24 protein-coding genes and 1 other RNA gene are annotated in these 24,155 nt (G+C 59.0%); 6 read left to right on the plus strand and 19 right to left on the minus strand.

Features of this window, described 5'->3' with window-relative positions; all coding sequences use genetic code 11:
- Positions 1 to 4: 4 nt before the first annotated feature.
- From mraY to rsmI, 9 genes are all read right to left on the minus strand, one after another.
- Positions 5 to 1,087 carry a phospho-N-acetylmuramoyl-pentapeptide-transferase gene (gene mraY / locus AK821_RS26320; protein WP_007917000.1) on the minus strand — a complete coding sequence of 361 codons (1,083 nt, stop codon included), beginning with the start codon at positions 1,085 to 1,087 and terminating at the stop codon, positions 5 to 7.
- Complete coding sequence (locus AK821_RS26325; RefSeq protein ID WP_064392866.1) at positions 1,087 to 2,454, minus strand: UDP-N-acetylmuramoyl-tripeptide--D-alanyl-D-alanine ligase; 1,368 nt, start codon at positions 2,452 to 2,454, stop codon at positions 1,087 to 1,089. The genes mraY and AK821_RS26325 overlap by 1 nt, the downstream gene beginning before the upstream one ends.
- Entirely contained in the window at positions 2,447 to 3,910 is a 1,464-nt protein-coding gene (locus AK821_RS26330; RefSeq protein WP_064392867.1) for a UDP-N-acetylmuramoyl-L-alanyl-D-glutamate--2,6-diaminopimelate ligase, read from the minus strand. Before AK821_RS26330 ends, AK821_RS26325 begins: the two co-directional genes overlap by 8 nt.
- A complete protein-coding gene (locus tag AK821_RS26335; RefSeq protein ID WP_177330985.1) occupies positions 3,910 to 5,649 on the minus strand; it encodes a peptidoglycan D,D-transpeptidase FtsI family protein in 1,740 nt (579 codons plus the stop codon). Before AK821_RS26335 ends, AK821_RS26330 begins: the two co-directional genes overlap by 1 nt.
- Positions 5,649 to 5,942: a cell division protein FtsL gene (gene ftsL, locus AK821_RS26340; RefSeq protein ID WP_007917008.1), complete on the minus strand. Its 294-nt coding sequence runs from the start codon at positions 5,940 to 5,942 to the stop codon at positions 5,649 to 5,651. Before ftsL ends, AK821_RS26335 begins: the two co-directional genes overlap by 1 nt.
- The gene (gene rsmH, locus AK821_RS26345) at positions 5,939 to 6,886 is read right to left on the minus strand and encodes a 16S rRNA (cytosine(1402)-N(4))-methyltransferase RsmH (RefSeq protein WP_007917010.1); all 948 of its coding nucleotides are present in this window, start codon (positions 6,884 to 6,886) and stop codon (positions 5,939 to 5,941) included. Before rsmH ends, ftsL begins: the two co-directional genes overlap by 4 nt.
- The gene (mraZ, locus tag AK821_RS26350; RefSeq protein WP_007917012.1) at positions 6,883 to 7,338 is read right to left on the minus strand and encodes a division/cell wall cluster transcriptional repressor MraZ; all 456 of its coding nucleotides are present in this window, start codon (positions 7,336 to 7,338) and stop codon (positions 6,883 to 6,885) included. Before mraZ ends, rsmH begins: the two co-directional genes overlap by 4 nt.
- A gap of 402 nt (positions 7,339 to 7,740) precedes the next feature.
- Positions 7,741 to 8,094, minus strand: an RNA gene (gene rnpB / locus AK821_RS26355) — RNase P RNA component class A.
- Positions 8,095 to 8,167: 73 nt separating this feature from the next.
- Positions 8,168 to 9,073: a 16S rRNA (cytidine(1402)-2'-O)-methyltransferase gene (gene rsmI / locus AK821_RS26360; RefSeq protein ID WP_064392869.1), complete on the minus strand. Its 906-nt coding sequence runs from the start codon at positions 9,071 to 9,073 to the stop codon at positions 8,168 to 8,170.
- Between the two features lie 177 nt (positions 9,074 to 9,250).
- On the opposite strand from rsmI, the gene AK821_RS26365 reads away from it, so the two are divergent.
- The 4 genes from AK821_RS26365 to AK821_RS26380 all read left to right on the plus strand — a co-directional run bounded on the left by AK821_RS26365 (position 9,251) and on the right by AK821_RS26380 (position 12,697).
- On the plus strand, positions 9,251 to 11,062 hold the full coding sequence (locus AK821_RS26365; protein WP_064392870.1) for a penicillin-binding protein activator: 1,812 nt from the start codon (positions 9,251 to 9,253) through the stop codon (positions 11,060 to 11,062).
- On the plus strand, positions 11,062 to 11,424 hold the full coding sequence (locus AK821_RS26370; protein ID WP_064392871.1) for a YraN family protein: 363 nt from the start codon (positions 11,062 to 11,064) through the stop codon (positions 11,422 to 11,424). Before AK821_RS26365 ends, AK821_RS26370 begins: the two co-directional genes overlap by 1 nt.
- A gap of 104 nt (positions 11,425 to 11,528) precedes the next feature.
- Positions 11,529 to 12,122, plus strand: coding sequence for a phosphoheptose isomerase (locus AK821_RS26375; RefSeq protein WP_008082788.1), 594 nt, complete (start codon positions 11,529 to 11,531; stop codon positions 12,120 to 12,122).
- Positions 12,119 to 12,697: a BON domain-containing protein gene (locus AK821_RS26380; RefSeq protein WP_007917023.1), complete on the plus strand. Its 579-nt coding sequence runs from the start codon at positions 12,119 to 12,121 to the stop codon at positions 12,695 to 12,697. Before AK821_RS26375 ends, AK821_RS26380 begins: the two co-directional genes overlap by 4 nt.
- A 146-nt stretch (positions 12,698 to 12,843) precedes the next feature.
- Here AK821_RS26380 and AK821_RS26385 read toward each other — a convergent pair whose 3' ends face one another.
- From AK821_RS26385 to rplM, 7 genes are all read right to left on the minus strand, one after another.
- Positions 12,844 to 13,257, minus strand: coding sequence for a ClpXP protease specificity-enhancing factor (locus tag AK821_RS26385; RefSeq protein ID WP_064392872.1), 414 nt, complete (start codon positions 13,255 to 13,257; stop codon positions 12,844 to 12,846).
- 16 nt (positions 13,258 to 13,273) lie between these two features.
- A complete protein-coding gene (locus AK821_RS26390) occupies positions 13,274 to 13,891 on the minus strand; it encodes a glutathione S-transferase N-terminal domain-containing protein (RefSeq protein WP_007961620.1) in 618 nt (205 codons plus the stop codon).
- Between the two features lie 145 nt (positions 13,892 to 14,036).
- Positions 14,037 to 14,819: a cytochrome c1 gene (locus AK821_RS26395; protein WP_064392873.1), complete on the minus strand. Its 783-nt coding sequence runs from the start codon at positions 14,817 to 14,819 to the stop codon at positions 14,037 to 14,039.
- A complete protein-coding gene (locus AK821_RS26400; protein WP_064392874.1) occupies positions 14,819 to 16,030 on the minus strand; it encodes a cytochrome b in 1,212 nt (403 codons plus the stop codon). The genes AK821_RS26395 and AK821_RS26400 overlap by 1 nt, the downstream gene beginning before the upstream one ends.
- A complete protein-coding gene (petA, locus tag AK821_RS26405) occupies positions 16,030 to 16,623 on the minus strand; it encodes a ubiquinol-cytochrome c reductase iron-sulfur subunit (RefSeq protein ID WP_007917031.1) in 594 nt (197 codons plus the stop codon). The genes AK821_RS26400 and petA overlap by 1 nt, the downstream gene beginning before the upstream one ends.
- A 270-nt stretch (positions 16,624 to 16,893) precedes the next feature.
- Positions 16,894 to 17,286, minus strand: a complete 393-nt coding sequence (rpsI, locus tag AK821_RS26410) for a 30S ribosomal protein S9 (protein ID WP_008080273.1) — start codon at positions 17,284 to 17,286, stop codon at positions 16,894 to 16,896.
- A 14-nt stretch (positions 17,287 to 17,300) separates the two neighbouring features.
- Positions 17,301 to 17,729, minus strand: coding sequence for a 50S ribosomal protein L13 (rplM, locus tag AK821_RS26415; protein WP_007917032.1), 429 nt, complete (start codon positions 17,727 to 17,729; stop codon positions 17,301 to 17,303).
- Between the two features lie 245 nt (positions 17,730 to 17,974).
- Here rplM and AK821_RS26420 point away from each other — a divergent pair, with 245 nt between their 5' ends.
- Positions 17,975 to 19,015 carry an NADP(H)-dependent aldo-keto reductase gene (locus AK821_RS26420; RefSeq protein WP_064392875.1) on the plus strand — a complete coding sequence of 347 codons (1,041 nt, stop codon included), beginning with the start codon at positions 17,975 to 17,977 and terminating at the stop codon, positions 19,013 to 19,015.
- A 105-nt stretch (positions 19,016 to 19,120) separates the two neighbouring features.
- Here the strand turns inward: AK821_RS26420 and AK821_RS26425 are convergent, their stop codons facing one another.
- A complete protein-coding gene (locus AK821_RS26425; RefSeq protein WP_064392876.1) occupies positions 19,121 to 20,257 on the minus strand; it encodes an acyl-CoA dehydrogenase family protein in 1,137 nt (378 codons plus the stop codon).
- A 250-nt stretch (positions 20,258 to 20,507) separates the two neighbouring features.
- On the opposite strand from AK821_RS26425, the gene AK821_RS26430 reads away from it, so the two are divergent.
- On the plus strand, positions 20,508 to 21,404 hold the full coding sequence (locus AK821_RS26430) for a GlxA family transcriptional regulator (RefSeq protein ID WP_177330986.1): 897 nt from the start codon (positions 20,508 to 20,510) through the stop codon (positions 21,402 to 21,404).
- A 195-nt stretch (positions 21,405 to 21,599) separates the two neighbouring features.
- On the opposite strand, the gene zapE is transcribed toward AK821_RS26430, so the two are convergent.
- Both zapE and AK821_RS26440 read right to left on the minus strand, forming a co-directional pair.
- Positions 21,600 to 22,694, minus strand: a complete 1,095-nt coding sequence (gene zapE / locus AK821_RS26435) for a cell division protein ZapE (RefSeq protein WP_038361044.1) — start codon at positions 22,692 to 22,694, stop codon at positions 21,600 to 21,602.
- A gap of 90 nt (positions 22,695 to 22,784) precedes the next feature.
- The gene (locus AK821_RS26440) at positions 22,785 to 24,140 is read right to left on the minus strand and encodes a tryptophan--tRNA ligase (protein ID WP_064392878.1); all 1,356 of its coding nucleotides are present in this window, start codon (positions 24,138 to 24,140) and stop codon (positions 22,785 to 22,787) included.
- Positions 24,141 to 24,155: the final 15 nt, after the last annotated feature.

Here is a 24,155-nt window from a genome sequence, read left to right on the forward strand (position 1 = left end):
CGTTCTACCTCAGCTTCAGGGTGGCAAGGCCGATCAGCACGAGAATCACGGTGATGATCCAGAAACGGACGATCACGCGCGGCTCGGGCCAGCCCTTGAGTTCAAAATGGTGGTGAATCGGTGCCATGCGGAACACACGGCGACCGGTCAGCTTAAAGGACGCAACCTGAATGACCACTGACAGGGTTTCCATCACGAACACGCCGCCCATGATGAACAGGACGATTTCCTGACGGACGATCACGGCGATGGTGCCCAGTGCCGCGCCGAGTGCCAGCGCACCGACGTCACCCATGAACACTTGCGCCGGATAGGTGTTGAACCACAGGAAACCCAGACCGGCACCGATCAGCGCGCCGCAGAACACGATCAGTTCGCCCGCGCCCGGCACGTAGGGAATCAGCAGGTACTCAGCGAATTTCACGTTACCCGACAGGTAGCAGAAAATGCCGAGGCCACCGCCAACCATCACGGTCGGCATGATCGCCAGACCGTCGAGCCCGTCAGTCAGGTTGACTGCGTTGCTCGAACCGACGATCACAAAGTAAGTCAGCACGATGAAGCCCAGGCCCAGCGGAATGCTGTAATCCTTGAGCATCGGCAGGATCAGCGTGGTTTCCACCGGGGTGGAAGCAGTCATATAAAGGAAGATCGCCGCGCCGAGGCCGAACACCGACTGCCAGAAATACTTCCAGCGGCTCGGCAAACCACGCGAGTTCTTCTCGATGACTTTGCGGTAATCGTCGACCCAGCCGATGGCGCCAAACAGCAGGGTCACCAGCAGAACAGTCCAGACGTAGCGGTTGCTCAGGTCAGCCCAAAGCAGCGTGCTGACGCCGATCGAAGACAGAATCAGTGCGCCGCCCATGGTCGGTGTGCCCGACTTGGACAGGTGCGATTGCGGGCCATCGTTCCGCACGGATTGACCGATCTGACGGTTCTGCAGGGTGCGGATCATCCACGGGCCATAGCACAGCGACAAAACCAGCGCGGTCAGCACACCGAGGATCCCGCGCAGGGTCAGGTACTGAAAGACCGCGAAGCCTTTGTAGAACTGTTGCAGATACTCCGCTAGCAGCAGCAGCATTAATGTTTCTCCAGACTGGACCCGCACAGAGCCGCAACGATGTTTTCCATCGCTGCACTGCGCGAACCCTTGATCAAAATGGTGGTGTTTGTGTCCTGCTCGGCGTCGAGGGCCTGAATCAGTTCGGCTTGGCTGCCGAAGTGATGCGCCTGTTCACCGAAAGCGTTTACGGCGTGAACCATGTTTGGCCCAACGGCATAAAGCGCGGAAACCTTGCCCCGGGCGTACTCGCCCACGTCGCGGTGCCCCTGCTCCGCCCAATCGCCCAACTCGCCGATATCTCCGAGCACCAGGACGGTGCGGCCGGAAAAGCCGGCGAGTATATCAACGGCGGCGCACATAGAGGTGGGGTTTGCGTTGTAAGTGTCATCAATCACGCGCATACCGTTTTTCGCCAGTTGCGCGACGGTGCGCCCCTTGACCGGTTGCACGGCGCCAAGCCCGGTGGCAATGCCGAACAGCGACACGCCCAAGGCGTGCGCGGCAGCGGCGGCGGCCATGGAATTGGCGACGTTGTGGGTGCCGAGCAGGTTCAGTTGAACGCGTTCGTCACCTTCAGGTGTATGCAGGTTGAAGGCCGGGCAACCACGGGCATCGGTGCTCAGATCGCTGGCGTAGAAGTCCGCGTGCGTGTTGCTCAGGGCAAAAGTCAGCACTTTGCGCGCGCCCGCACGGGTCTTCCAGATGCCGAAGGCCTTGTCATCGAGGTTAAGCACGGCGACGCCGTCGGCCGCGAGCCCGTCGATGATTTCACCTTTAGCTTCAACGATTTTTTCCGGGCCGCCAAACTCACCGACGTGCGCGGTGCCGGCATTGTTCAGGATCGCCACGTGCGGTTTGGTCAGGCCAACGGTGTAAGCGATTTCGCCGAGACGCGAGGCACCCAGTTCGATCACCGCCGAGGTGTGTTCCGGCGCCAGTTCGAGCAGGGTCAGCGGTGCGCCGAGGTCGTTGTTCAGGTTGCCACGGGTCGCCAATACCGGACCGCGCGTGCGCAGGATGCTCGCGAGCATTTCCTTGACGGTGGTCTTGCCGCTGGAACCGGTGATCGCGGCGACTGGCTGAGTGAATGCAGCACGGTTCAGCGCACCCAACTGGCCGAGGGCCTGACGAGTGTCTTTGACCAGCAATTGCGGCAAGGTGCTGTCGGCGACTTCGCGCTCGACCAGCGCAGCCACTGCGCCTTTGGCGGCGACATCGTTCAAATAGTCATGACCGTCGAAACGCGGACCGGTCAACGCAATAAACAGTTGCCCAGGCTGGATCGCGCGACTGTCGATGCTGACGCCGTCGAAACTGGCATCACCAGCGATCAAACGCGCATCGAGGGCGTTGGTCAGTTCGCTGAGTTTCAGGGCCTTAAGCATGGGCCACCTCCCAAGCGGTCAGGGCGTGATCAGCCTCGACCAGATCGGAGAAAGCGTGGCGTTCGCCATTGATTTCCTGATAGTCCTCGTGACCTTTACCGGCCAGGACAACCACGTCGTCGGCGGACGCGCCGGCAATCAGTTGCGCAATCGCCTGGCCACGGCCGGCGACGAAGGTGACTTTATCCACAGCCGTAAAACCGGCGCGGATGTCGTCGAAAATCACTGCTGGATCTTCGGTGCGCGGGTTGTCGTCAGTGACCAGTACCTGATCGGCCAGGCGCTCGACCACTTCGGCCATCAACGGACGCTTGCCGCGATCACGGTCGCCGCCGCAGCCGAACAGGCACATCAGCTGACCTTTGACGTGCGGGCGCAACGCGGTCAGGACTTTCTCCAGCGCGTCCGGAGTGTGGGCGTAATCGACCACCACCAACGGCTGCGTGCCGCCACCGAGACGCTGCATGCGTCCGGCCGGGCCTTCGAGTTTCGGCAGCACCTTTAGAATTTCGTCGAGCGCGTAATCCAGACCGAGCAAGGCGCCGACCGCAGCCAGGACGTTGCTCAGGTTGAAACGGCCGAGCAGCGTGCTGCGCAGATGATGTTCGCCCTGCGGCGTGACCAGCGTGGCGCGCACGCCGTGGTCGTCGAACTGCGCTTCGCGGCAATACAGATAGGCGCTGCTGTCGAGCAGGCTATAAGTGATCAAGCGCGACTCACGTTTTTCCGCGGCCAGTTGTCGGCCGAAATCGTCGTCAAGGTTGACCACGCGGCACTTCAGGTCATTCCAGGCGAACAGCTTGGCCTTGGCCTCGGCGTACGCCTCCATGCTGCCGTGATAATCCAGGTGATCGCGGGACAGGTTGGTCATCACCGCCACGTCGAACGCCAGCGCCGTGACGCGGCCCTGATCCAGACCGTGGGACGAGACTTCCATGGCCACGGCTTTGGCGCCGGCCTTTTTCAGGTCGCCCAGGGTCGCTTGCACGGCGATCGGATTCGGCGTGGTGTGCAGACCGCTTTCCAGCGCGCCATAGAAGCCGGAACCGAGGGTGCCGACGATGCCGCAATGCTGACCGAGCAGATCCAGCGCCTGCGCAACCAATTGGGTCACGCTGGTCTTGCCGTTGGTGCCGGTCACGCCGATCAGGTTCAAGTGATGGCTCGGCTCGCCGTAAAAACGCCCGGCGATGTCCGACAGCTGTGCCGCCAGACCTTTGACCGGAATCAGCGGCACGTCAGTGATCGGCAGCACGGTGGCGCCTTCCACTTCATAAGCTACAGCCGCCGCACCGCGTTGCAGTGCGTCGGCAATGTGCGCACGGCCATCGAATTTGCCGCCAGGCACGGCGAGGAACAGATCGCCTGCGCGCACGTTACGGCTGTCCAGCGCCAATTCACGGATCAACAGATCGTGGCCGGCGTGGGGGAATATCTTGTTCAGACTTAATGACATCAGCCGCGCCCTCCATTGGCTTTCAGCGGAACGACCGGGGTAGCGTTGGCCTGTTGCGTGGTCGGCAGGTTGTCCGGGGTCACGTTCATCAGGCGCAGGGTGCCGGACATCACGCGGCTGAACACCGGCGCCGATACCAGACCACCGAAGTAGCCGGCCTTGGACGGCTCATCGATCACCACAACAATCGCGTAACGCGGATCGCTCATCGGGCCGAAACCGGCGAACAGCGAGCGGTACGAGTTTTCCGCGTAGCCTTTGGTGCCGACCGATGTTTTACGTGCAGTACCCGACTTGCCCGCCACGTGATACGCCGGCACTTGCGCACGGAACACTCCGCGCGGTGCTTCGATCACTTGGGTCAGCATGCCTTGCATGGTTTTCGCCACGGCTTCCGGCAGCACTTGGGTGGTCTGCGGCATCTTGTCGGTTTTGATCAGCGTCAGCGGCGCGAGACGACCGTTGTTGGCCAGTGCAGAGAACGCGTGAACCAGCTGGATCGCGGTCACGGAAATACCGTAGCCGTAGGACAGCGTCGCGGTTTCGGCCTTGCGCCACTCGCGATAGTTCGGCAGGTTACCGACACGTTCGCCCGGGAAACCGAGGCCGGTGTCCTGGCCAAGTCCGACTTTCTGCGCGAGGCGGAAAATGGTTTCGCCGCCGATATCGAAGGCGACCTTACTCATACCAACGTTACTGGAATTGATCAGAATGCCGGTCAGGTCGAGCACCGGGCCTTCAGTCCTGGATACGTCTTTGATCGTGTATTTGCCGATCTGCAGGGAACCCGGATACACCTCGACGGTGTCGCTCGGTTTCCAGCGGCCGGTTTCGATCGCGGCGCTCATCGAGATGGCTTTCATGGTCGAACCTGGCTCGAACACGTCGATCATCGCGCGGTTGCGCATCATCGCCGGTTGCAGGTTGCGACGGTTGTTCGGGTTGTAGGTCGGCTGGTTGACCATGGCCAGAATCTCGCCGGTCTTGACGTCCATGATCACCAGACTGCCGGCCTTCGCGCCGTTCTCGATGATCGCGTTACGCAGTTCGCGGTTGGCCAGATATTGCAGACGCAGGTCAATGGACAACGCCAAGGGCTTGCCGGCCTTGGCGTTTTTGGTGACCTGGACATCCTTGATCAGCCGACCGCGCCGATCCTTGATGACCTGCCGTTTGCCCGGCACCCCGGCGAGCCATTCGTCATAGGCCAGCTCGACACCTTCACGACCGTGGTCGTCGATATCGGTAAACCCGACCATGTGCGCGGTGACCTCACCGGCCGGATAGAAGCGGCGGAATTCTTCGATGCCGTAGACGCCCGGCACTTTCAGGTCGAGCACAGCCTGGCCCTGCTCGGGGGTCAGCCCGCGCACCAGATAAATGAATTCTTTGTTGGCCTGAGCTTCGAGGCGTTCGGTCAGTGCTTTCGGATCCTGACCCAGCGCGGCGGCGAGTGCCGGCCACTTCTCTTTCGCCGTTTGCATTTCCTTGGCGTTGGCCCACAGCGTGGTCACCGGGGTACTCACGGCCAAAGGCTCGCCGTTACGGTCGGTGATCAGACCACGATGAGCCGGAATCGGAATGTGACGCAGACTGCGCGCGTCGCCCTGACCTTTGAGGAAGTCACGGTCAACCACTTGCAGGTCGATGATGCGCCAGCAGATCGCCGCGACCATGATGCCGAGCAGCGCCACCATCAGGCGGAAGCGCCATGGGAACAGTGCGCCTTCGAGTTTCATCATGGCGCCACCATCTTCACGTCAGCCGCGCCGGGAATGTGCATTTTCAGTTGTTCGGTGGCCAGCACTTCGATGCGGCTGTGCGCGGTCCAGGTGCTCTGTTCGAGAATCAGACGGCCCCACTCGGCCTGCGCCTTGTCGCGCACGCTGAGTTCGTTATAAAGGGTGTTGAGCAACTGCCGGTTCCAGTGCGCGCTGTACGACACGGCAATGGCCGAGACGAGCACGCCGATAAACAGCAGCAGCATCAGAAAGCTGCCGCCGGGCAGTGGCTTGGCGAAAAGCTTGCTCACCGCAGCTTCTCCGCGACGCGCATGACGGCGCTACGGGAACGTGGGTTGGCTTTGAGTTCGGCGTCGGAGGCCGTCTGCGCTTTGCCATGGACTTTGATTTTCGGTTCGAACGCGACGTGGCGAACCGGCAGGTTGCGCGGCAGGTTGTCGGCTTCGCCTTTCACCAGCTTGCGCATGAACAGTTTGACGATGCGGTCTTCCAGCGAGTGGAAGCTGATCACCACCAGACGGCCGCCGACTTCCAGAGCGTCCAGCGCGGCTTCGAGGCCGGCTTCCAGATCACCCAGTTCGTTGTTGACGTGAATACGCAAACCCTGGAAGGCACGGGTGGCCGGGTTCTTGCCCTTCTCCCAGGCCGGGTTGGCGACTTTCAATACTTCGGCCAGATCGGCGGTGCGCTCGAACGGCTTGATATCGCGACGCTCGGCGACGGCACGAGCCATGCGACCGGAGAAACGTTCTTCACCGTATTCCTTGAACACCCGGGCGATTTCCTCAGCCGGCGCGGTGTTGACGAATTCGGCAGCGCTGATGCCACGGGACGGATCCATGCGCATGTCTAGCGGGCCGTCATTGAGGAAACTGAAGCCGCGTTCAGCGTCGTCGAGCTGCGGCGACGACACGCCGAGATCGAGCAGGATGCCGCTGACCTTGCCGCTCAGGCCTTGCTCGGCAACCACCGAACCCAGCTCGGCAAAGCTGCGCTGCACAACGACAAAGCGGCCGTCTTCGGCCGCTAGCGTCTGCCCGGTGGCAATCGCTTGTGGGTCTTTGTCGAATCCGATGAGACGACCGTCCGTGCCGAGCTGGCTGAGGATCAACCGGCTGTGTCCGCCGCGCCCGAACGTACCGTCCAGATAGCAGCCATCAGGACGTACGGCGAGAGCCTCGACGGCTTCGTCAAGCAGTACGGTGATGTGGTTAAAGCCGCTATCAATAGTCACAGGATCAAATCACGCAGTTCATCAGGCATCGCGCCCGGTTGTTGAATGGCAGCAAGGTCAGCGGCAGAAACCGCGTTCCATGCATCCTCGTCCCACAATTGGAACTTGTTCAGTTGGCCTACCAGCATTGCGCGCTTATCGAGCTTGGCGTACTCGCGCAGACGCGGTGGAACCAGAAAACGGCCACTGCCGTCGAGTTCGAGGTCGACGGCGTTGCCAATCAATAAACGCTGCAAGCGACGGTTCTCTTCGCGAAGCGAAGGGAGTGCGCGCAACTTGGTTTCAATAATTTCCCACTCGTCGAGCGGATAGACACACAGACACGGATCAACGGCATCAATGGTCACGATCAATTGGCCGGAACTGCGCGAATCGAGCTCGTCACGGTACCGGCTCGGCATGGCGAGACGGCCCTTTGCATCGAGACTGATAGCGTTAGCTCCGCGAAACACGTCTGCGTTTCTCCAATTTTTATCGTTTTGAGCTCAAAAAACCCACTTCATGCCACTTTCCGCCACTTGCGCACACTATAGGAATGCGCCCACCACACCGTCAAGGCGCGGATTAAAGGAAAACCCTTACAGAACGGAGATTTAGGAGCATAAAAGGAGGCGTAACGACAATCTGGCGCAGACTTTCGACCCATAACTTGATGCAGCACTGACAGCTGCGCTCGAAAGTTAAAGTAATTTGTTAAGAGTAAGATTTTTTCGGTATTACAAAAGCGCTTCTGCTGTTGATTGAAGCAAGGTGGGAAATGGCTATTACTGCGTTTGCCGCTGCCGAACTTTCAGGGCAGGCCTGCTGATATTACACAGCCCTGTTGCCTTTGATTCAAGCAGGGAAAGAAAAAGGTGGAGAGTCGATCTGTAAGCCGGGTTCTGTCTTGAACAGTCATTCGTCTACGATGGCCATCACTGGACATCTTTAGCAACCTACCCGGTCCCAGCGCGGGCCACGCCTTGGGACCCTATTTGGTCTTGCTCCAAGTGGGGTTTACCTAGCCACGAACTGTTGCCAGACGTGCGGTGCGCTCTTACCGCACCTTTTCACCCTTACCGGCGCCGAAGCGCTTAGGCGGTTATTTTCTGTGGCACTTTCCGTAGGCTCACGCCTCCCAGGCATTACCTGGCACTTCGCCCTATGGAGCCCGGACTTTCCTCCCCCCCCTAATTTTCATAGAGGGCAGCGACTGTCCGATCGACTCTCCGCCGCGAAGGTTAACGGCAGAGCGGCCGAAGAACAAGCGCTAATAGCCGCAAAACCTGTCTGCGCGACGGGTTACTCGCCCTTCTGTTTATCCAGCGCGACCTGATACAGCACGTTTTTGCGCTCGCCAGTGATCTGCGCAGCCAAGGCAGCAGCACGCTTGAGCGGCATCTCTTCGAGCAACAGATCGAGCACCCGCATCGCCTCGCTGCTGACGGTGTCTTCAGACTCCGGCGCGGTCCAGCCCGCCACCAGCACGACGCATTCGCCGCGCTGCTGATTACTGTCGGATTCAACAAATGCGCGCAGCTCAGCCAACGGCAGGCCCTTGAGCGTCTCGAAGGTTTTGGTGATTTCACGGGCAAGCAATGCCTGACGCTCACCACCAAACACTTCTTCCATATCCTGCAGACATTCAAGAATGCGGTGCGGGGCTTCATAGAAAATCAAAGTCCGCGGCTCTTCTTTAACAGCTGCCAGCCGCGCCTTGCGTCCGACCGACTTGGCTGGCAAGAAGCCTTCAAAGATAAAACGATCGGACGGCAGCCCCGCCGCTGATAGCGCAGCAATCAATGCACAAGCACCCGGCACCGGCACAACATTGATCCCGGCAGCACGGGCCTGCCGTACCAAGTGATAACCCGGATCGGAAATCAGCGGCGTGCCGGCATCGGAGATCAGCGCAACGTTGTCGCCCGCCAGCAAACGGGTAATAAAGCGACTACCTTCATCTCGTTCGTTATGTTCGTGACACGCAGCCAGCGGCGTGGCAATCCCGAAGTGCTGCATCAGGCGCGCCGAGTGACGAGTGTCTTCAGCAGCGATCAATGCCACTTCACGGAGGATTTTCAGGGCCCGGGCGCTGATGTCGTCCAGGTTGCCGATGGGCGTCGCCACCACATAAAGCGAGCCAGCAGCGGAATTCAGGGAACCTGGAGCAGTCAAAGCGCACACCTCGTGATCGGTAAAAGCGGCCATTGTAGCGCGACACGAGGCTTGCGACGCGCTTCGACCCACCACGGTTTTCCTCGTGGTTACGCACCATCGCAACATTTACTACAGCTAAATCGTTCGTTTCACGCCACTAACATCGCGCCCCGGCCAGTGCTTGGGTACAATTCGACGCTAATTTGATCGAGTATCAGGAACACTTACATGATCGCTTGCCTGCGGCTGTTCACTGCCCTCTGCCTCGCTGCCCTGTTGGCGGCTTGCGCCAGCTCCCCTTCCTCCAGCCTTGGCGAACTTCCACGGACCCCGGATGCCAGCATCGAGCAACTGCTCGAACAGGCGACCCAGGCGAAAACCCCGGAAAAAGCCGCCCTGTTGCGCCTCAGCGCGGCGGATCTGGCTTATCGCCAAGGCAACGCCGGACAGTCCGCGCAAATCCTGCAACAAGTGCCGATGGAGCAACTGAAGCCAGGCCAGCAGATTTTCGCCAGCACGCTGAATGCTGAGCTGGCCATGACCCGCAATCAGCCGAAAGCCGCGCTGACTGCCCTGAGCCATCCAAGCCTGCAACACTTGGGCGAGATGCCTGAAGAGCAGCAAGTGCGCACCGGCACCGTTCACGCCCGCGCCCTTGAAGCCGACGGTCAGACGCTCGCAGCCGCTCGCGAGCGCGTGTTCATCGCGCCGATGCTGCAAGGCGAAGCCGCGAGCAAGAACCACGAAGCGATCTGGACCCTGATTGGCTCGCTGCCGTCCGACCAACTGCAACCGAACACCACCGACGATCTCGGCGGCTGGATGGGCCTGGCGCTGGCAGTGAAATCCGCCGGTACGCTGGAACAGCAGCAAGCCGCGATCGACACCTGGCGGGCGCAGAATCCAAAGCACCCGGCCGCGATCAACCTGCCGCTGCCGCTGACCAAACTCAAGGAGCTGGCCAGCCAGCCTCTGAGCAAAATCGCCCTGCTGCTGCCGCAGGACGGCCAACTGGCCGCCGTTGGCAAGGCGCTGCGTGAAGGTTTCATGGCTGCGCACTATCAGGCGCAACAGGCCGGGCAGAAGCCGCCAGCGATCGAGTTCTACGACAGCTCGAAGCTGACTTCGATGGACGAGTTCTACCGCAAGGCTCAGGCTGACGGCGTGCAACTGGTCGTTGGCCCACTGGAAAAACCACTGGTCAAACAACTGAGCACTCGCCCGCAACTGCCGATCACCACCCTCGCGCTGAACTACAGCGAAGGCGATCAGGGCCCGGCGCAGCTGTTCCAGTTTGGTCTGGCCGCTGAAGACGAAGCCCGCGAAGTGTCGCGCCGCGCTCGTGCCGATGGCTTGCACCGCGCCGCGATCATGGTGCCGAAAGGCGAATGGGGCGACCGTGTACTGCGTGCCTTCAGCCAGGACTGGCAAGCCAACGGCGGCAGCATTGTTGCCACCGAACGCGTCGATCAGCCGGTGCAACTGGCCCAGCAGATCGCTGACATGTTCCAGCTGCGTCAGAGCGAAGCCCGCGCCAAGAGCCTGCAGAATGCCGCTGGCACCAACGTCGCCGCACAGCCCTCGCGTCGTCAGGACATCGAGTTCATCTTCCTTGCCGCTACGCCGCAACAGGCACAACAGATCAAACCGACCCTGAACTTCCAGTACGCCGGTGACGTTCCGGTCTACGCAACCTCGCACGTGTACAGTGCCAGCGGCGACGTCAACCAGTACAACGATATGAACGGCATTCGCTTCTGCGAAACTCCATGGCTGCTGGACACCAGCGACCCACTGCGTCAGCAAGTGGTTGCACAGTGGCCGCAAGCCGCTGGCAGCCTCGGCCGCCTGTACGCGATGGGTGTTGACGCCTATCGCCTGGCACCGCGCCTGGGCCAACTCAAAGCCCTGCCGGACAGCCGCATCGACGGTGAATCGGGCAGCCTCGGCATGACCCAGACCCAACGCGTTGTGCGTCAATTGCCTTGGGCGCAGTTCGTCAGCGGCCAGGTTCAGCGCCTGCCGGACACGCCGCGCTAATGCCCGACAGGTCACGCTCGCAGAGCGGCAAGGATGCCGAGCGCCAGGCGCTCGAGCATCTGCAAAACCAGGGGTTGCAGCTGCTTGCACAGAACTGGTTATGCAAACGCGGCGAGCTTGATCTGGTCATGCTTGATGGCGATACAGTAGTATTCGTTGAAGTTCGCTACAGAAAAAACACTCAATGGGGTGGCGCGCTCGCTAGCATCGACGGGCGCAAGCAGCAGAAACTGATTTTCGCTGCGCAGTATTTTCTTCAGCGCGAGTCGCGTTGGGCCAATTCCCCCTGCCGCTTCGACGTGGTGGCCATCGACAGCCATCCGGATCAGCTGAACTGGTTGCAGAATGCTTTCGACAGTTGATCGCCGGCGTTGCTACCCGGACAATCCCACCGACAAATTTTGCTCTTTGCTTTGCGGGCTGCACATTCATGTGCCGAATAGCCGCGCTACTTAAGGTCACACAGATGGACATGCAATCCCGAATTCGCCAGCTTTTCCAGGCCAGTATCGACACCAAGCAACAGGCGATGGACGTACTTGCACCGCACATCGAGCAAGCCAGCCAGATCATGGTCAACGCCCTGCTCAACGAAGGCAAAATGCTCTCGTGCGGCAACGGCGGCTCGGCCGGCGACGCGCAGCACTTCTCGTCCGAGCTGCTCAACCGCTTCGAGCGCGAGCGCCCGAGCCTGCCGGCTATCGCTCTGACTACCGACACGTCGACGATTACCTCGATCGCCAACGACTACAGTTACAACGAAGTGTTCTCCAAACAGATCCGCGCGCTCGGTCAGCCAGGCGATGTCCTGCTGGCGATTTCGACCAGCGGCAACTCGGCAAACATTATTCAAGCGATCCAGGCCGCACATGATCGCGAAATGATTGTCGTAGCTTTGACCGGACGCGATGGCGGCGGCATGGCGTCGCTGCTGTTGCCCGAGGACGTCGAGATTCGCGTACCGGCCAATGTCACTGCACGTATTCAAGAAGTCCACTTGCTGGCGATCCATTGCCTCTGCGATCTGATCGACAGCCAACTGTTCGGGAGTGAAGAATGACCCCTAATCGCCTTGGCCTTCTGGCCTTGACCCTGTGCCTCGGCATCAGCGGTTGCACCTCGGTGGTGAACGCCAGCCGTGAAGCACCGATCGATGACGATCGTGGCACCCGCACCTTCGGCAGCAAGATCGACGACTCGTTGATCGAAACCAAAGTGGGCGTAAACGTGGCCAAAGCCGACCCGGCCCTGGACAACGATTCGCACATCGTCGTCACCAGTTTCAACGGAGTTGTCTTGCTGGCCGGCCAAACGCCTCGCGCAGACTTGAAAGCCAAGGCCGAGCAAGCGGCAGCCGCCGTGCAACGGGTAAAAACCGTTCATAACGAACTGCAAGTCATACCGCCGTCCGGCTTCCTGGCGCGCCAGAACGACACCTGGCTGACCTCCAAGATCAAGACGCAGATGCTCACCGACGCCAGCATCCCTGGCTCGCGCATCAAGGTCGTGACCGAGAACGGCATCGTCTACCTGCTGGGCCTGCTGACCAAACAGGAAGCCACTCAGGCGACCAACCTGGTTCAGGGCGTTTCCGGCGTGCAGAAAATCGTCAAGCTGTTCGAGTACATCGACTGACGCACAACCCTTTGCAGGAACTGCCGAAGGCTGTGATCTTTTGATCCTGATCTTTTAAAGCAAGATCAACAGATCGTCCGATCGCGGCCCGAGCCTTCGGCAGCTCCTACGCAATAAAAAAGGCGATCCATCCGGATCGCCTTTTTTTATTTCACCACTTTCAGACTTGGCCGGCCGCTTGGACGCGGTGGCTCACTGTCCGGTGGCGGCTGCTCGTCACCCAGCTCGATGTCGTCTTCGTCATCCATCGGTGATTCGAGATCGAACACCATGCCTTGACCGTTCTCCCGGGCATAGATGCCCAGAATCGCGCTGATCGGCACATACAAGCTGTGTGGAACGCCACCGAAGCGACCTTCAAAGGTCACCACGTCGTTGTCCATGTGCAGATGACGCACGGCGCTCGGCGAGATGTTCAGGACAATCTGCCCGTCACTGGCAAAACCCTGCGGCACCTGCACCGCCGGGTATTCGGAATTGACCAGCATGTGCGGGGTGCAATCGTTATCAACAATCCACTCGTAGAGCGCGCGGACCAGATAAGGTCGACTGGAGTTCATAGCGGCTCCTTAAGCCTTAGCGCATATCGCGTTCGACGCCAGACAGACTCGCCTGGAAAGCCTCACGCGCAAACTGGCGCTCCATGTAATCAAGCAGCGGCTTGGCTGGCCGCGGCAGTTCAATACCCAGAATCGGCAAACGCCAGAGTATTGGCAATAGGCAGCAATCCACCAGACTTTGTTCCTCACTGAGGAAAAATGGCTTGTCGGCGAACAGCGGCGACACGCCCGTCAGGCTTTCTCGCAATTCCTTGCGCGCCACGACTCGCGCGGCCTCCTTGCTTTTCGGATCCAGGATCAGATCCACCAGACCACACCAGTCTCGCTGAATACGGTGAATCAGCAGACGGCTGTTGGCACGCGCTACCGGATAAACCGGCATCAATGGCGGGTGCGGGTAACGCTCATCCAGATATTCCATCACCACGGTCGACTCCCACAACGCCAGGTCACGATCGACCAGCGTCGGCAGACTGCCGTAAGGGTTCACCTCAATCAGTTTAGGCGGCTGACGACCAGCTTCCACATAAATGATTTCGGCGCTGACACCCTTCTCTGCAAGCACGATGCGCACTCGGTGGGAATAGTGGTCGGCGGGGTCGGAGTAACAGGCCAACCGATTGGTCACGCCCATGGCGATCCTCCTCGCTTGTTGAATTTGTCGGAACCGGAAAAACGCGCGCGCCCAGAGGGCGCCTCCCACAACATCTGGCGAACCAGATCTTGTGTACCGGAGGCGCCCTTGGGCGCGCGCGATTAACAGCAATGCTTGAAGCGTATCAGTGCACGTCTTTCCAGTATTCACGCTTGAGCAGGTAGGCGAACACAAAGAAGAACGCCAGGTACAGCAAGACATAAGTACCGATGCGCTGATGTTGCAGCTTAACCGGGTTAGCCGAGTAAGCCAGGAAGGTTACCAGATTCTTGACCGTCTCATCGAACTGCTCTGCATTCTGAGTACCGGTCTTCGGCACGATGGTCAGCTGATCACACGCTTCATGGGTCAAAGGCGTGCCGGTCAGCGGATCGTATTGCTTTTTGCCATCCTCGACGATCTGCACCTGTTTGCAACCCACAACCTGACGACCTTGCAGGCCGACCAGTACGTTAGGCATGCCGACGTTCGGGAAGACCTTGTTGTTCACGCCCCATGGACGCGCAGGATCTTCGTAGAACGAATGCAGATAACCGTAGAGCCAGTCGGTGCCGCGCACGCGCGCCACCAGCGTCAGGTCCGGTGGCGCCGCGCCAAACCAGGTCTTGGCGTCGGCTGGCTGCATGCCAATGTTCATGTGATCGCCGATTTTCGCGCCGGTGAACACCAGTTTTTCCAGCATCAGTTCGTGAGGGATACCGAGGTCATCGGCAACCCGCTCGTAACGCTGGAACTTGGCACTGTGGCAACCCATGCAATAGTTGGCAAAGGTACGCGCACCATCCTGCAAGGCAGCCTTGTCGGAGACGTCAATGTCGACCTTTTCCAGCTCCGGACCACCGTGTTCAGCGGCGAAAGACAAGACAGGCAGAGCAGCAAAAATCAGAGCAAAAAATAACTTTTTCATCAGCCAGTCACCCTTTCCGGAACCGGTTTGGTCTTCTCGAGCCGGGTGTAGAACGGCATCAGAATGAAGTAGGCGAAGTACAGGAAGGTGCAGACCTGCGACAGCAAGGTTCGCCCCGGAGTCGGCGCAAGAACGCCAAGAATGCCGAGAATAACGAACGAAATGCAGAACACCACCAGCCAGATTTTGCTCATCCAGCCTTTGTAGCGCATCGATTTCACCGGGCTGCGATCGAGCCACGGCAGCACGAACAGCAAGGCAATCGAGGCGCCCATGGCGATAACACCCATGAGTTTGTCCGGAATCGCACGCAGGATGGCGTAGAACGGCGTGAAGTACCAAACCGGGGCAATGTGCTCAGGCGTCTTGAACGGGTTAGCTTGCTCGAAGTTTGGTTTTTCGAGGAAGTAGCCGCCCATTTCCGGGAAAAAGAACACAATAAAGCAGAAGATAAACAAGAACACCACAACACCGACAATGTCCTTCACGGTGTAGTACGGGTGGAAGGCAATGCCGTCCAGCGGGATGCCGTTTTCGTCTTTGTGCTTCTTGATATCGACGCCGTCAGGGTTGTTCGAACCCACTTCGTGCAACGCCAGAATGTGCAACACCACCAGACCGAGAATCACGATTGGCAGCGCGACAACGTGCAAGGCGAAGAAGCGGTTCAAGGTGATTCCGGAGATCAGATAGTCACCACGGATCCACTGCGTCAGGTCGTTACCGATGACGGGAATCGCACCGAACAGCGAGATGATCACCTGGGCACCCCAGTACGACATCTGGCCCCACGGCAGTAGATAACCCATGAAGGCTTCGGCCATCAGCGCCAGGTAAATCAGCATGCCGAACACCCAGACCAGCTCGCGCGGTTTCTGGTACGAACCGTAAAGCAGACCACGGAACATGTGCAGATACACCACGATGAAGAACATCGAAGCGCCGACAGCGTGCAGCAGGCGCAAGATCGAACCGTGATTGACGTCACGCATGATGCCTTCGACGGACGCAAAAGCCTCTTCTGCCGATGGCGTGTAGCTCATCGTCAGCCAGACACCGGTGACGAGCTGGTTGACCAGCACCAGCAGCGCCAGGGAGCCGAAAAAGTAGAAGAAGTTGAAGTTTTTTGGAGCGTAATACTTGCTGAGATGGTCTTCCCACATTTTGGTCGCAGGAAAGCGCGCATCAACCCAATCCATGAATTTGCTCATCACGCTTTCTCCGTATCGACGCCAATGACAATCAGGTCATCGGTCTCATAGGAATGCGGGGGAACTGGCAGGTTCAAAGGCGCAGGTTGCGACTTGTAGACGCGGCCAGCCAGATCGTAGTGGGAACCGTGGCAAGGGCAGAAATAGCCACCGACCCAGTCTTTGCCCAGATCCGCAGGTGCCACTTCGGGACGGAAGGTTGGTGAGCAACCCAGGTGCGTGCAGATCCCGATCAGCAACAGAATTTCCGGCTTGATCGAGCGCACCTCAGGGTCGACATAGGTGGGTTGCGTGGAGTTTTTGGAGGTCGGATCGGAGAGCTGGCCCTCGATCTTCTTGAGATTCCCCAGAATTTCCTCGGTACGGCGGACAATGAACACCGGCTGGCCGCGCCACTCAGCAATCATCTGCTGTCCTGGCTCGATTTTGCTGACATTCACTTTCACCGGTGCACCAGCGGCTTTCGCCTTGGCACTGGGAAACCATGACCCCACGAACGGGACCGCAGCCCCCACCGCTCCTGCAGCACCCACCACGGATGTGGCTGCTACCAAGAAGCGACGCCGGCCTGCATTCACGCCGTCATTGCTCATTCAGTCCTCTCCCATCAGCTTTTGTGGCCTGTTAAATCAGGCATCTACTAAATAAATCAATGTTACTTATAAAAATTTTGCCGAGATGGTAATGAAAAGCCCCAATTCTGACAAGGGAATTACCCGGAGCTCATACCCTCAAGCCTTGCAGTATAGGGGGTCTACAGAAGTGGCAAGTTGTCGCAGCGCAATTCTTTGATAAATCGCAGGCATAAAAAAACGCCCGCTTCCGTGAGGAGGCGGGCGTTCTTTTTGAACGCGAAAGCGGAATTAACGCTTCGAGTACTGCGGACGCTTACGCGCTTTACGCAGACCAACTTTCTTACGTTCAACTTCACGGGCGTCGCGAGTAACGAAGCCAGCTTTGCGCAGAGCGCCACGCAGGGTTTCGTCGTAGTCCATCAGAGCGCGAGTGATACCGTGGCGGATTGCGCCAGCTTGACCACTTACACCACCGCCGATCACGGTGACGTAGATGTCGAACTTCTCGACAGTCTCAGTCAGCTCCAGCGGCTGGCGAACTACCATGCGGGCAGTTTCACGGCCGAAGAAGTTTTCCAGCGAACGGTTGTTGATGGAGATGTTACCAGTACCCGGACGCAGGAAAACGCGTGCGGTTGCGGTCTTGCGACGGCCAGTGCCGTAATTTTGAGTCGCCGACATAATGTACTATTCCGTTAAAACTTCAGTTCTTGGGGCTGCTGAGCAGTATGTGGGTGTGCAGCGCCCGCATAGACTTTCAGCTTACGGTACATGTCGCGACCCAGTGGGTTTTTAGGCAGCATGCCTTTAACCGCGGTCTCGATCACGCGCTCAGGGGCTTTAGCGATCAGCTTTTCAAAGTTGATCGACTTGATGCCGCCCGGGAAACCGGAGTGGGAGTAGTACATTTTGTCAGTGGTTTTAGCACCGGTAACACGAATCTGCTCAGCGTTGATTACGACGATGTAGTCGCCGGTGTCAACGTGAGGAGTGTACTCAGGCTTGTGCTTGCCACGCAGACGGCTCGCGATTTCGGTGGCCAGACGACCCAGGGTCTGACCAGCAGCGTCGACGACAAACCAGTCGCGCTTTACTGTTTCCGGTTTAGCAGTAAAAGTTTTCATTCTTTATAGCCTCAGGGGCCGCCCTGTAAATTAGACGGCGGATCTTACTGAATAGTGCGTACTTTGACAAGTCAAAGGCAGCCGGATACAGACGCTTTCGGGGGCTCGGGTCGGCGCGTCCGTTCAACGGCAAGATTCTTCGGCGGCGGCGCATCACTTCCACTGCAGAAAGAGGTCGGCAATTATGCAGATTGCGAAAAATATTTCAACCTGCTTTTATGATTGTTTTGCCCAAGGAGCACCCGATGGACTATCGCCAGCTAGGCCGTACCGACCTGAACGTGAGTGCAATCTGCCTCGGCACCATGACCTGGGGCGAGCAAAACACTGAAGCTGAAGCCTTCGCCCAGATCGAACGGGCCAAGCAAGCCGGGATCAATTTCATCGACACCGCCGAGATGTACCCGGTGCCGCCAAAAGCCGAAACCTACGCTACCACCGAGCGCTACATCGGCAATTACTTCAAAAGTCGCGGCGACCGCGCCGACTGGATTCTCGCCAGCAAGATCGCAGGTCCGGGCAACACCATCGACTACATCCGCGACAAGAACCTGCGCCACAACCGTCAGCACATCACTGAAGCCGTCGATGCCAGCCTCAAGCGCCTGCAGACCGATTACATCGACCTGTACCAATTGCACTGGCCAGAGCGCAGCACCAATTTTTTCGGACAGCTGGGCTACAAACACAAGATCGAAGCGAACCTGACCCCGCTCGAAGACACCCTCGAAGCACTCGACGAGCAGGTAAAGGCCGGCAAGATCCGCCACATCGGCCTGTCCAACGAAACACCGTGGGGCACCATGCGTTTTCTGGCGCTGGCCGAAGCCCGTGGCTGGCCGCGCGCGGTGTCGATCCAGAACCCGTACAACCTGCTCAACCGCAGTTTTGAAGTGGGTCTGGCGGAAATCGCCATCCGCGAACAGTGCGGCCTCCTCGCCTATTCGCCGCTGGCGTTCGGTTTCCTGTCAGGCAAGTACGAAGGTGGCGCTCGTCCACCGAAGGGCCGCCTGAGCCTCTACAGCCGCTTCAGTCGCTATTTCAATGCGCAATCGGAAGCAGCGTGCAGCCGTTATGTGGCGCTGGCCCGTGAACACGGTCTGGATCCGGCGCAAATGGCATTGGCGTTCGTGACGCAGCAACCGTTCGTCACCAGCAACATCATTGGGGCGACGACGCTTGAGCAACTGGACAGCAACATCGCCAGCTTCGACCTGAAGCTGTCGGATGAAGTGCTGGAAGGGATTGAGGCGATTCACAAGGATCATCCGAATCCTGCGCCTTGATTAATTCATAGACCCAATCGCGAGCAGGCTCACGCCTACAAGGGAACGCATTCCAAATGTAGGAGTGAGCCTGCTCGCGATAGCGGTCTGACAGTCACCAGAATTTCAAAGCGACCGCGCAATGATCTCCTTCATGATTTCATTGGTGCCGGCATAGATCCGTTGCACCCGCGCATCCGCCCACGCCCGGGCCACCGGGTATTCCCACATGAAGCCGTAGCCACCATGCAATTGCACGCACTCGTCGAGCACCTTGCATTGCAGGTCGGTGCCCCAGTATTTCGCCATCGCCGCTGTCGGCACATCCAGTTTGCCTTGCAGGTGCAGCTCCAGACACTTATCGACGAAGACCCGACCGATCTGAATCTCCGTGGCCATCTCAGCCAATTTGAATCGGGTGTTCTGAAAGTCGGCAATCGCCTTGCCAAAGGCTTTGCGATCACGGGTGTAATCCAGCGTCCACTGCAATGCCGCTTCGGCTGAAGCCAGCCCACCGATCGCCACGGTCAGGCGCTCCTGCGGCAATTCCTGCATCAGATAAGCGAATCCGGCCCCAGCCTGACCCAAGAGGTTTTCCTTCGGCACACGCACGTCCTGGAAGAACAATTCCGACGTATCCTGGGCCTTCATTCCGACCTTCTCCAGGCGTTTGCCCTTCTCGAAGCCCGGCGTGTTCGCTTCGACCAGAAACAGGCTGGTGCCCTTGGCGCCGGCCTTGGGATCAGTCTTGGCGACAACGATCACCAGGTCTGCGAGAAAACCGTTGGTGATAAAGGTTTTCGAGCCGTTGATCACATACTCGTCACCGTCCAGCACAGCGGTGGTTTTCACGCCTTGCAGATCGGAACCCGCGCCCGGCTCGGTCATGGCGATGGCCGTAACCATCTCGCCCGAAACCAGTTTCGGCAGGTATTTGTGCTTCAGCGCTTCGCTGCCGTAATGCAGGATGTAAGGCGCGACGATGTCGGAATGCAACGAGAAGCCGATGCCGGTCAGGCCCAGCCGACCGACCTCTTCGATCACCACGGCGCTGTAGAGAAAGTCCGCGCCCAGCCCGCCGTACTCCTCCGGAAGGTGCGAGCAAAGCATCCCCGCCTCCCCTGCCTTGTTCCACAGCTTGCGGTCGATATGGCCTTGTTTCTCCCATTGCGCGTGATACGGCACGGCCTCTTTCTCAAGGAACGTTCGTACGCTGTCGCGAAACAATTCGTGCTCGGAGCTGAACAAGGTTCTGGGGATCATGCGGCACCTTACTTTCTTGTTGGAGGATTATGGCCTTCAGAGACTAAGCCTCCCCTCTGACACAGGACACTGGACACATCCGACAAAAAATAAGACGATCCAGCCGTCTGGTGACCACTTTCCCTTATAAAAACAAAACAAAAGTTGAATTATGTCCAAGCAAGTCTCCACGCCCTTGCGGCGCGTCAGCATCCTGGCAATCGACCGGGTTTTCGCTTACACCCTCATGCAGGCCAAGGATTTTTTCCATGTGGCCAGCCTCCGTTACGGCAAACAACTGGGCCACGGCCTGACGCCGGCGTTTGAAACACGAATCGTCAGCCCCGATGGCAAACCGGTGAAAAGCTTCAGCGATGTCGTCATGCCGGTGGATGGTGGTCTGGAAAACACCGATATCATCATCCTCCCGGCGTTCTGGGATGATTTCGAGACCTTGTGCAGCCGTTATCCACAGATCCTGCCTTGGCTGCGCGAGCAACATGCCCGCGGCGCTGTGCTGTGCGGCGAAGCCACTGGCGTGTTCTGGCTGGCCGAAGCCGGGTTGCTCGATGGCAAGGAAGCGACGACCTACTGGCGTTTCTTCAATGCCTTTGCCGAACGCTTTCCGAAGGTCTACCTCAATCAGGACAAGCACCTGACCGACGCCGATAACCTTTACTGCGCCGGCGGCACCACATCGGCCTGCGACCTCTATATCTACCTGATCGAGCGTTTCTGCGGTGCCAACGTGGCGCAAGCCGTGGCCCGCGACATTCTCTATGAGGTGCAGCGCAGCTATGCGCCGGGGCGTATCGGTTTCGGCGGGCAGAAGCTGCATCAGGACGTGATCATCCTGCAGATTCAGCACTGGCTCGAAGAGCATTTCGCCGACAAGTTCCGCTTCGAAGACGTCGCCCGCGAGCATGGCATGAGCATCCGCAATTTCATGCGGCGCTTCCAGACCGCCACCGGCGACAAGCCGCTGCACTACCTGCAACGCCTGCGCATCGAGACGGCCAAGGGCTTGTTGTCCGGCAGCCGCAAGAGCATCAAGACCATCAGTTATGAGGTCGGTTACGACGACGCGAGTTTCTTTGCGCGGTTGTTTCGCCAGCACACGGAGCTGTCGCCGAACCAGTATCGGCAGCAGTTCCAACAGGCTGCGTAGCCTTCTGTCCACACACAAACCCTGTGGGAGCTGGCTTGCCAGCGATGGCGTCGTGTCAGGTGATACTTATTTCTCTGACGAACCGCTATCGCTGGCAAGCCAGCTCCCACAGGGATCGCAGTACATTCGGATTTTTCTTCAGCGCATAAAAAAGGGCCTGCAATCGCAGGCCCTTTTTTTGTTTTGCGAATCTGTTTAAGGCTTGTGCGCCCGCGACAGGAACTCGTGCGATTGCATCTCCAGCAATCGGCTCAACGTGCGCTGGAACTCGAAGTTCAAACGTCCGCCGGTGTACAGATCCTTCAGCTCGACTTCAGCAGAAATGATCAGCTTGACGTTACGGTCGTAGAACTCGTCGACCATGTTGATGAAGCGGCGAGCGATGTCGTCGGTGGTGACGCTCATCTGCTCGACACCGCTGAGCAGCACGGCGTGGAAGATTTTGCCCAGCTCAATGTAATCGTTCTGGCTGCGCGGGCCGTCGCACAGTTCGCGGAAGTCGAACCACGCCACGTCATCGCAAGTACGCAGGGCGCGGATCTCGCGGTTTTCGATGATCAGTACATCGTTCTCGACCGCGGCAGTGCATTCCGGCGTCAGTGCCTTGAAGCTCTTGCGCAGGCTTTCGTGAGCGGCTTCATCGAGCGGATAGTGGAACAGCTCCGCTTGTTCGAGGTGACGCAGACGATAGTCGACGCCGCTGTCGACGTTGACGATCTCGGTGTTCTGCTTGATCAGCGCAATGGCTGGCAAGAAGCGCGCACGCTGCAGACCGTCCTTGTACAGGCCGTCCGGGACGATGTTCGAGGTCGCGACCAGGGTCACGCCATTCTTGAACAGCTCTTCCATCAGCGTGCCGAGGATCATCGCATCGGTGATGTCAGACACGAAGAACTCATCGAAGCAAATCACCCGCGACTCAGTCGCGAAGCGCTTGGCGATGATGGTCAGCGGGTTTTTCTCGCCGCCGAGGGTTTTCATTTCTTCGTGCACGCGCTTCATGAAGCGGTGGAAGTGGGTACGGGTCTTTTCCTTGAAAGGCAGCGCTTCGAAGAAGGTGTCGACCAGGTAAGTCTTGCCGCGACCTACGCCGCCCCAGAAATACAGGCCCTTGACCGGCGTCTGATCTTTTTTGCCGAACAGTTTGCTCAGCAGACCCGGCTTGTTCTGATCGGCGGCGATCAGATCCTCGTACAAACGCTGCAAATGACGCACAGCAGTTTCCTGCGCGGCGTCATGGAAGAAGTCCGGGCGTTTCAGATCAGCTTGGTATCGTTCTAGGGGCGTCATAATTCGTTAGCAAGGCAACAAAAACGGGCCGTCACTGTAGCGACGGCCCGTAGGAATGGCAATCGGCCCTTGGTCGGGTCGTGCCGCCGATTAGTCCTGAACCGGGGTCAGCGCGACGCGCAAAGCCTCGATGGCTGCGTCCCGCGCAGCAGCGTCGGCGAACGCCGGGCTGTCACCAACGCACTCGCCTTCCAGCCAGACGCTGAAGCTCAGGTCTTCGCTGCGCACGTCCAGCGGCTGACCGGATTGCAGTTGCTTGGTCACCCGGCCTGCGGTTTTGCCGTCAGCGAAGTTGCGCGACAGCAGCAGTTGCTCGCCATCGGCTGCCAGCAGACGGAAACGGAAGCTGCCGTCGTCTTCGCGGAAGCTGACGAAACGCGCGGCTTTCGCGGCTTTCTTCTTGGTGGTCGCAGCAACCTGAACCTGATTGACGAAGGAGCGCAGGCCAACGGCTTCGCGCAGTTCGTTGAGGAACGGCGTTGCCACGGCGCGGGCCTTCTTGGCACCGATCTGCAGAATGTCTTCCAGATCCGCCGGGCGCTCGATCAACTGGTGATACTTGTCGCGCGCTTCGCCGAGATCGTTGTCGAGCAACTGGAACAAACGGTTCTTCGCCTCGCCCCAACCCAGACCGCCCAACAGTTCGCTGCGGAATTCGTCAGCCTGCGCCGGCGTGGCAAACGCCTGGAACAGCGTGAACAGGTGCGAATTGTCCGGATCCTTGGCTTCGCCTGGCGCTTTGGAGTCGGTGACGATCCGCGAAATCGCGTCCTTCATCTCTTTGGCGCTGGAGAACAACGGGATGGTGTTGTCGTAGCTCTTCGACATCTTGCGACCGTCGAGGCCTGGCAACGTCGCCACGCTTTCTTCGATCAGCGCTTCGGGCATGGTGAAGAATTCTTTGCCCTGACCGAACAAGTGGTTGAAACGTTGGCCGATGTCGCGGGCCATTTCCACGTGCTGGATCTGGTCACGACCGACCGGCACCTTGTGCGCGTTGAACATCAAAATGTCCGCCGCCATCAGCACTGGATAGCTGTAGAGGCCCATGGTGATGCCGGCGTCCGGGTCTTCACCGGTTTCGACGTTTTTGTCCACCGACGCCTTGTAGGCGTGCGCGCGGTTGAGCAGGCCCTTGGCCGCGACGCAGGTCAGCAGCCAGGTCAGCTCAGGGATTTCCGGGATGTCGGACTGGCGGTAGAACGTCACGCGGTCGACATCGAGGCCACCGGCCAGCCAGGTCGCGGCGATTTCCAGACGCGAGCGCTGGATGCGCAGCGGGTCATCGCATTTGATCAGGGCGTGGTAGTCGGCAAGAAAGTAGAACGAGTCGGCATTGCTGTCGCGGCTGGCAAGGATCGCCGGGCGGATGGCGCCGGCATAGTTGCCCAGGTGCGGCGTGCCGGTGGTGGTGATGCCGGTGAGGATACGGGTACGGTTCGTCATGGGTAATCGCTTGTC

The sequence above is a fragment of the Pseudomonas sp. RIT-PI-r genome (assembly GCF_001297015.1).
Taxonomy (GTDB): Bacteria; Pseudomonadota; Gammaproteobacteria; order Pseudomonadales; family Pseudomonadaceae; genus Aquipseudomonas.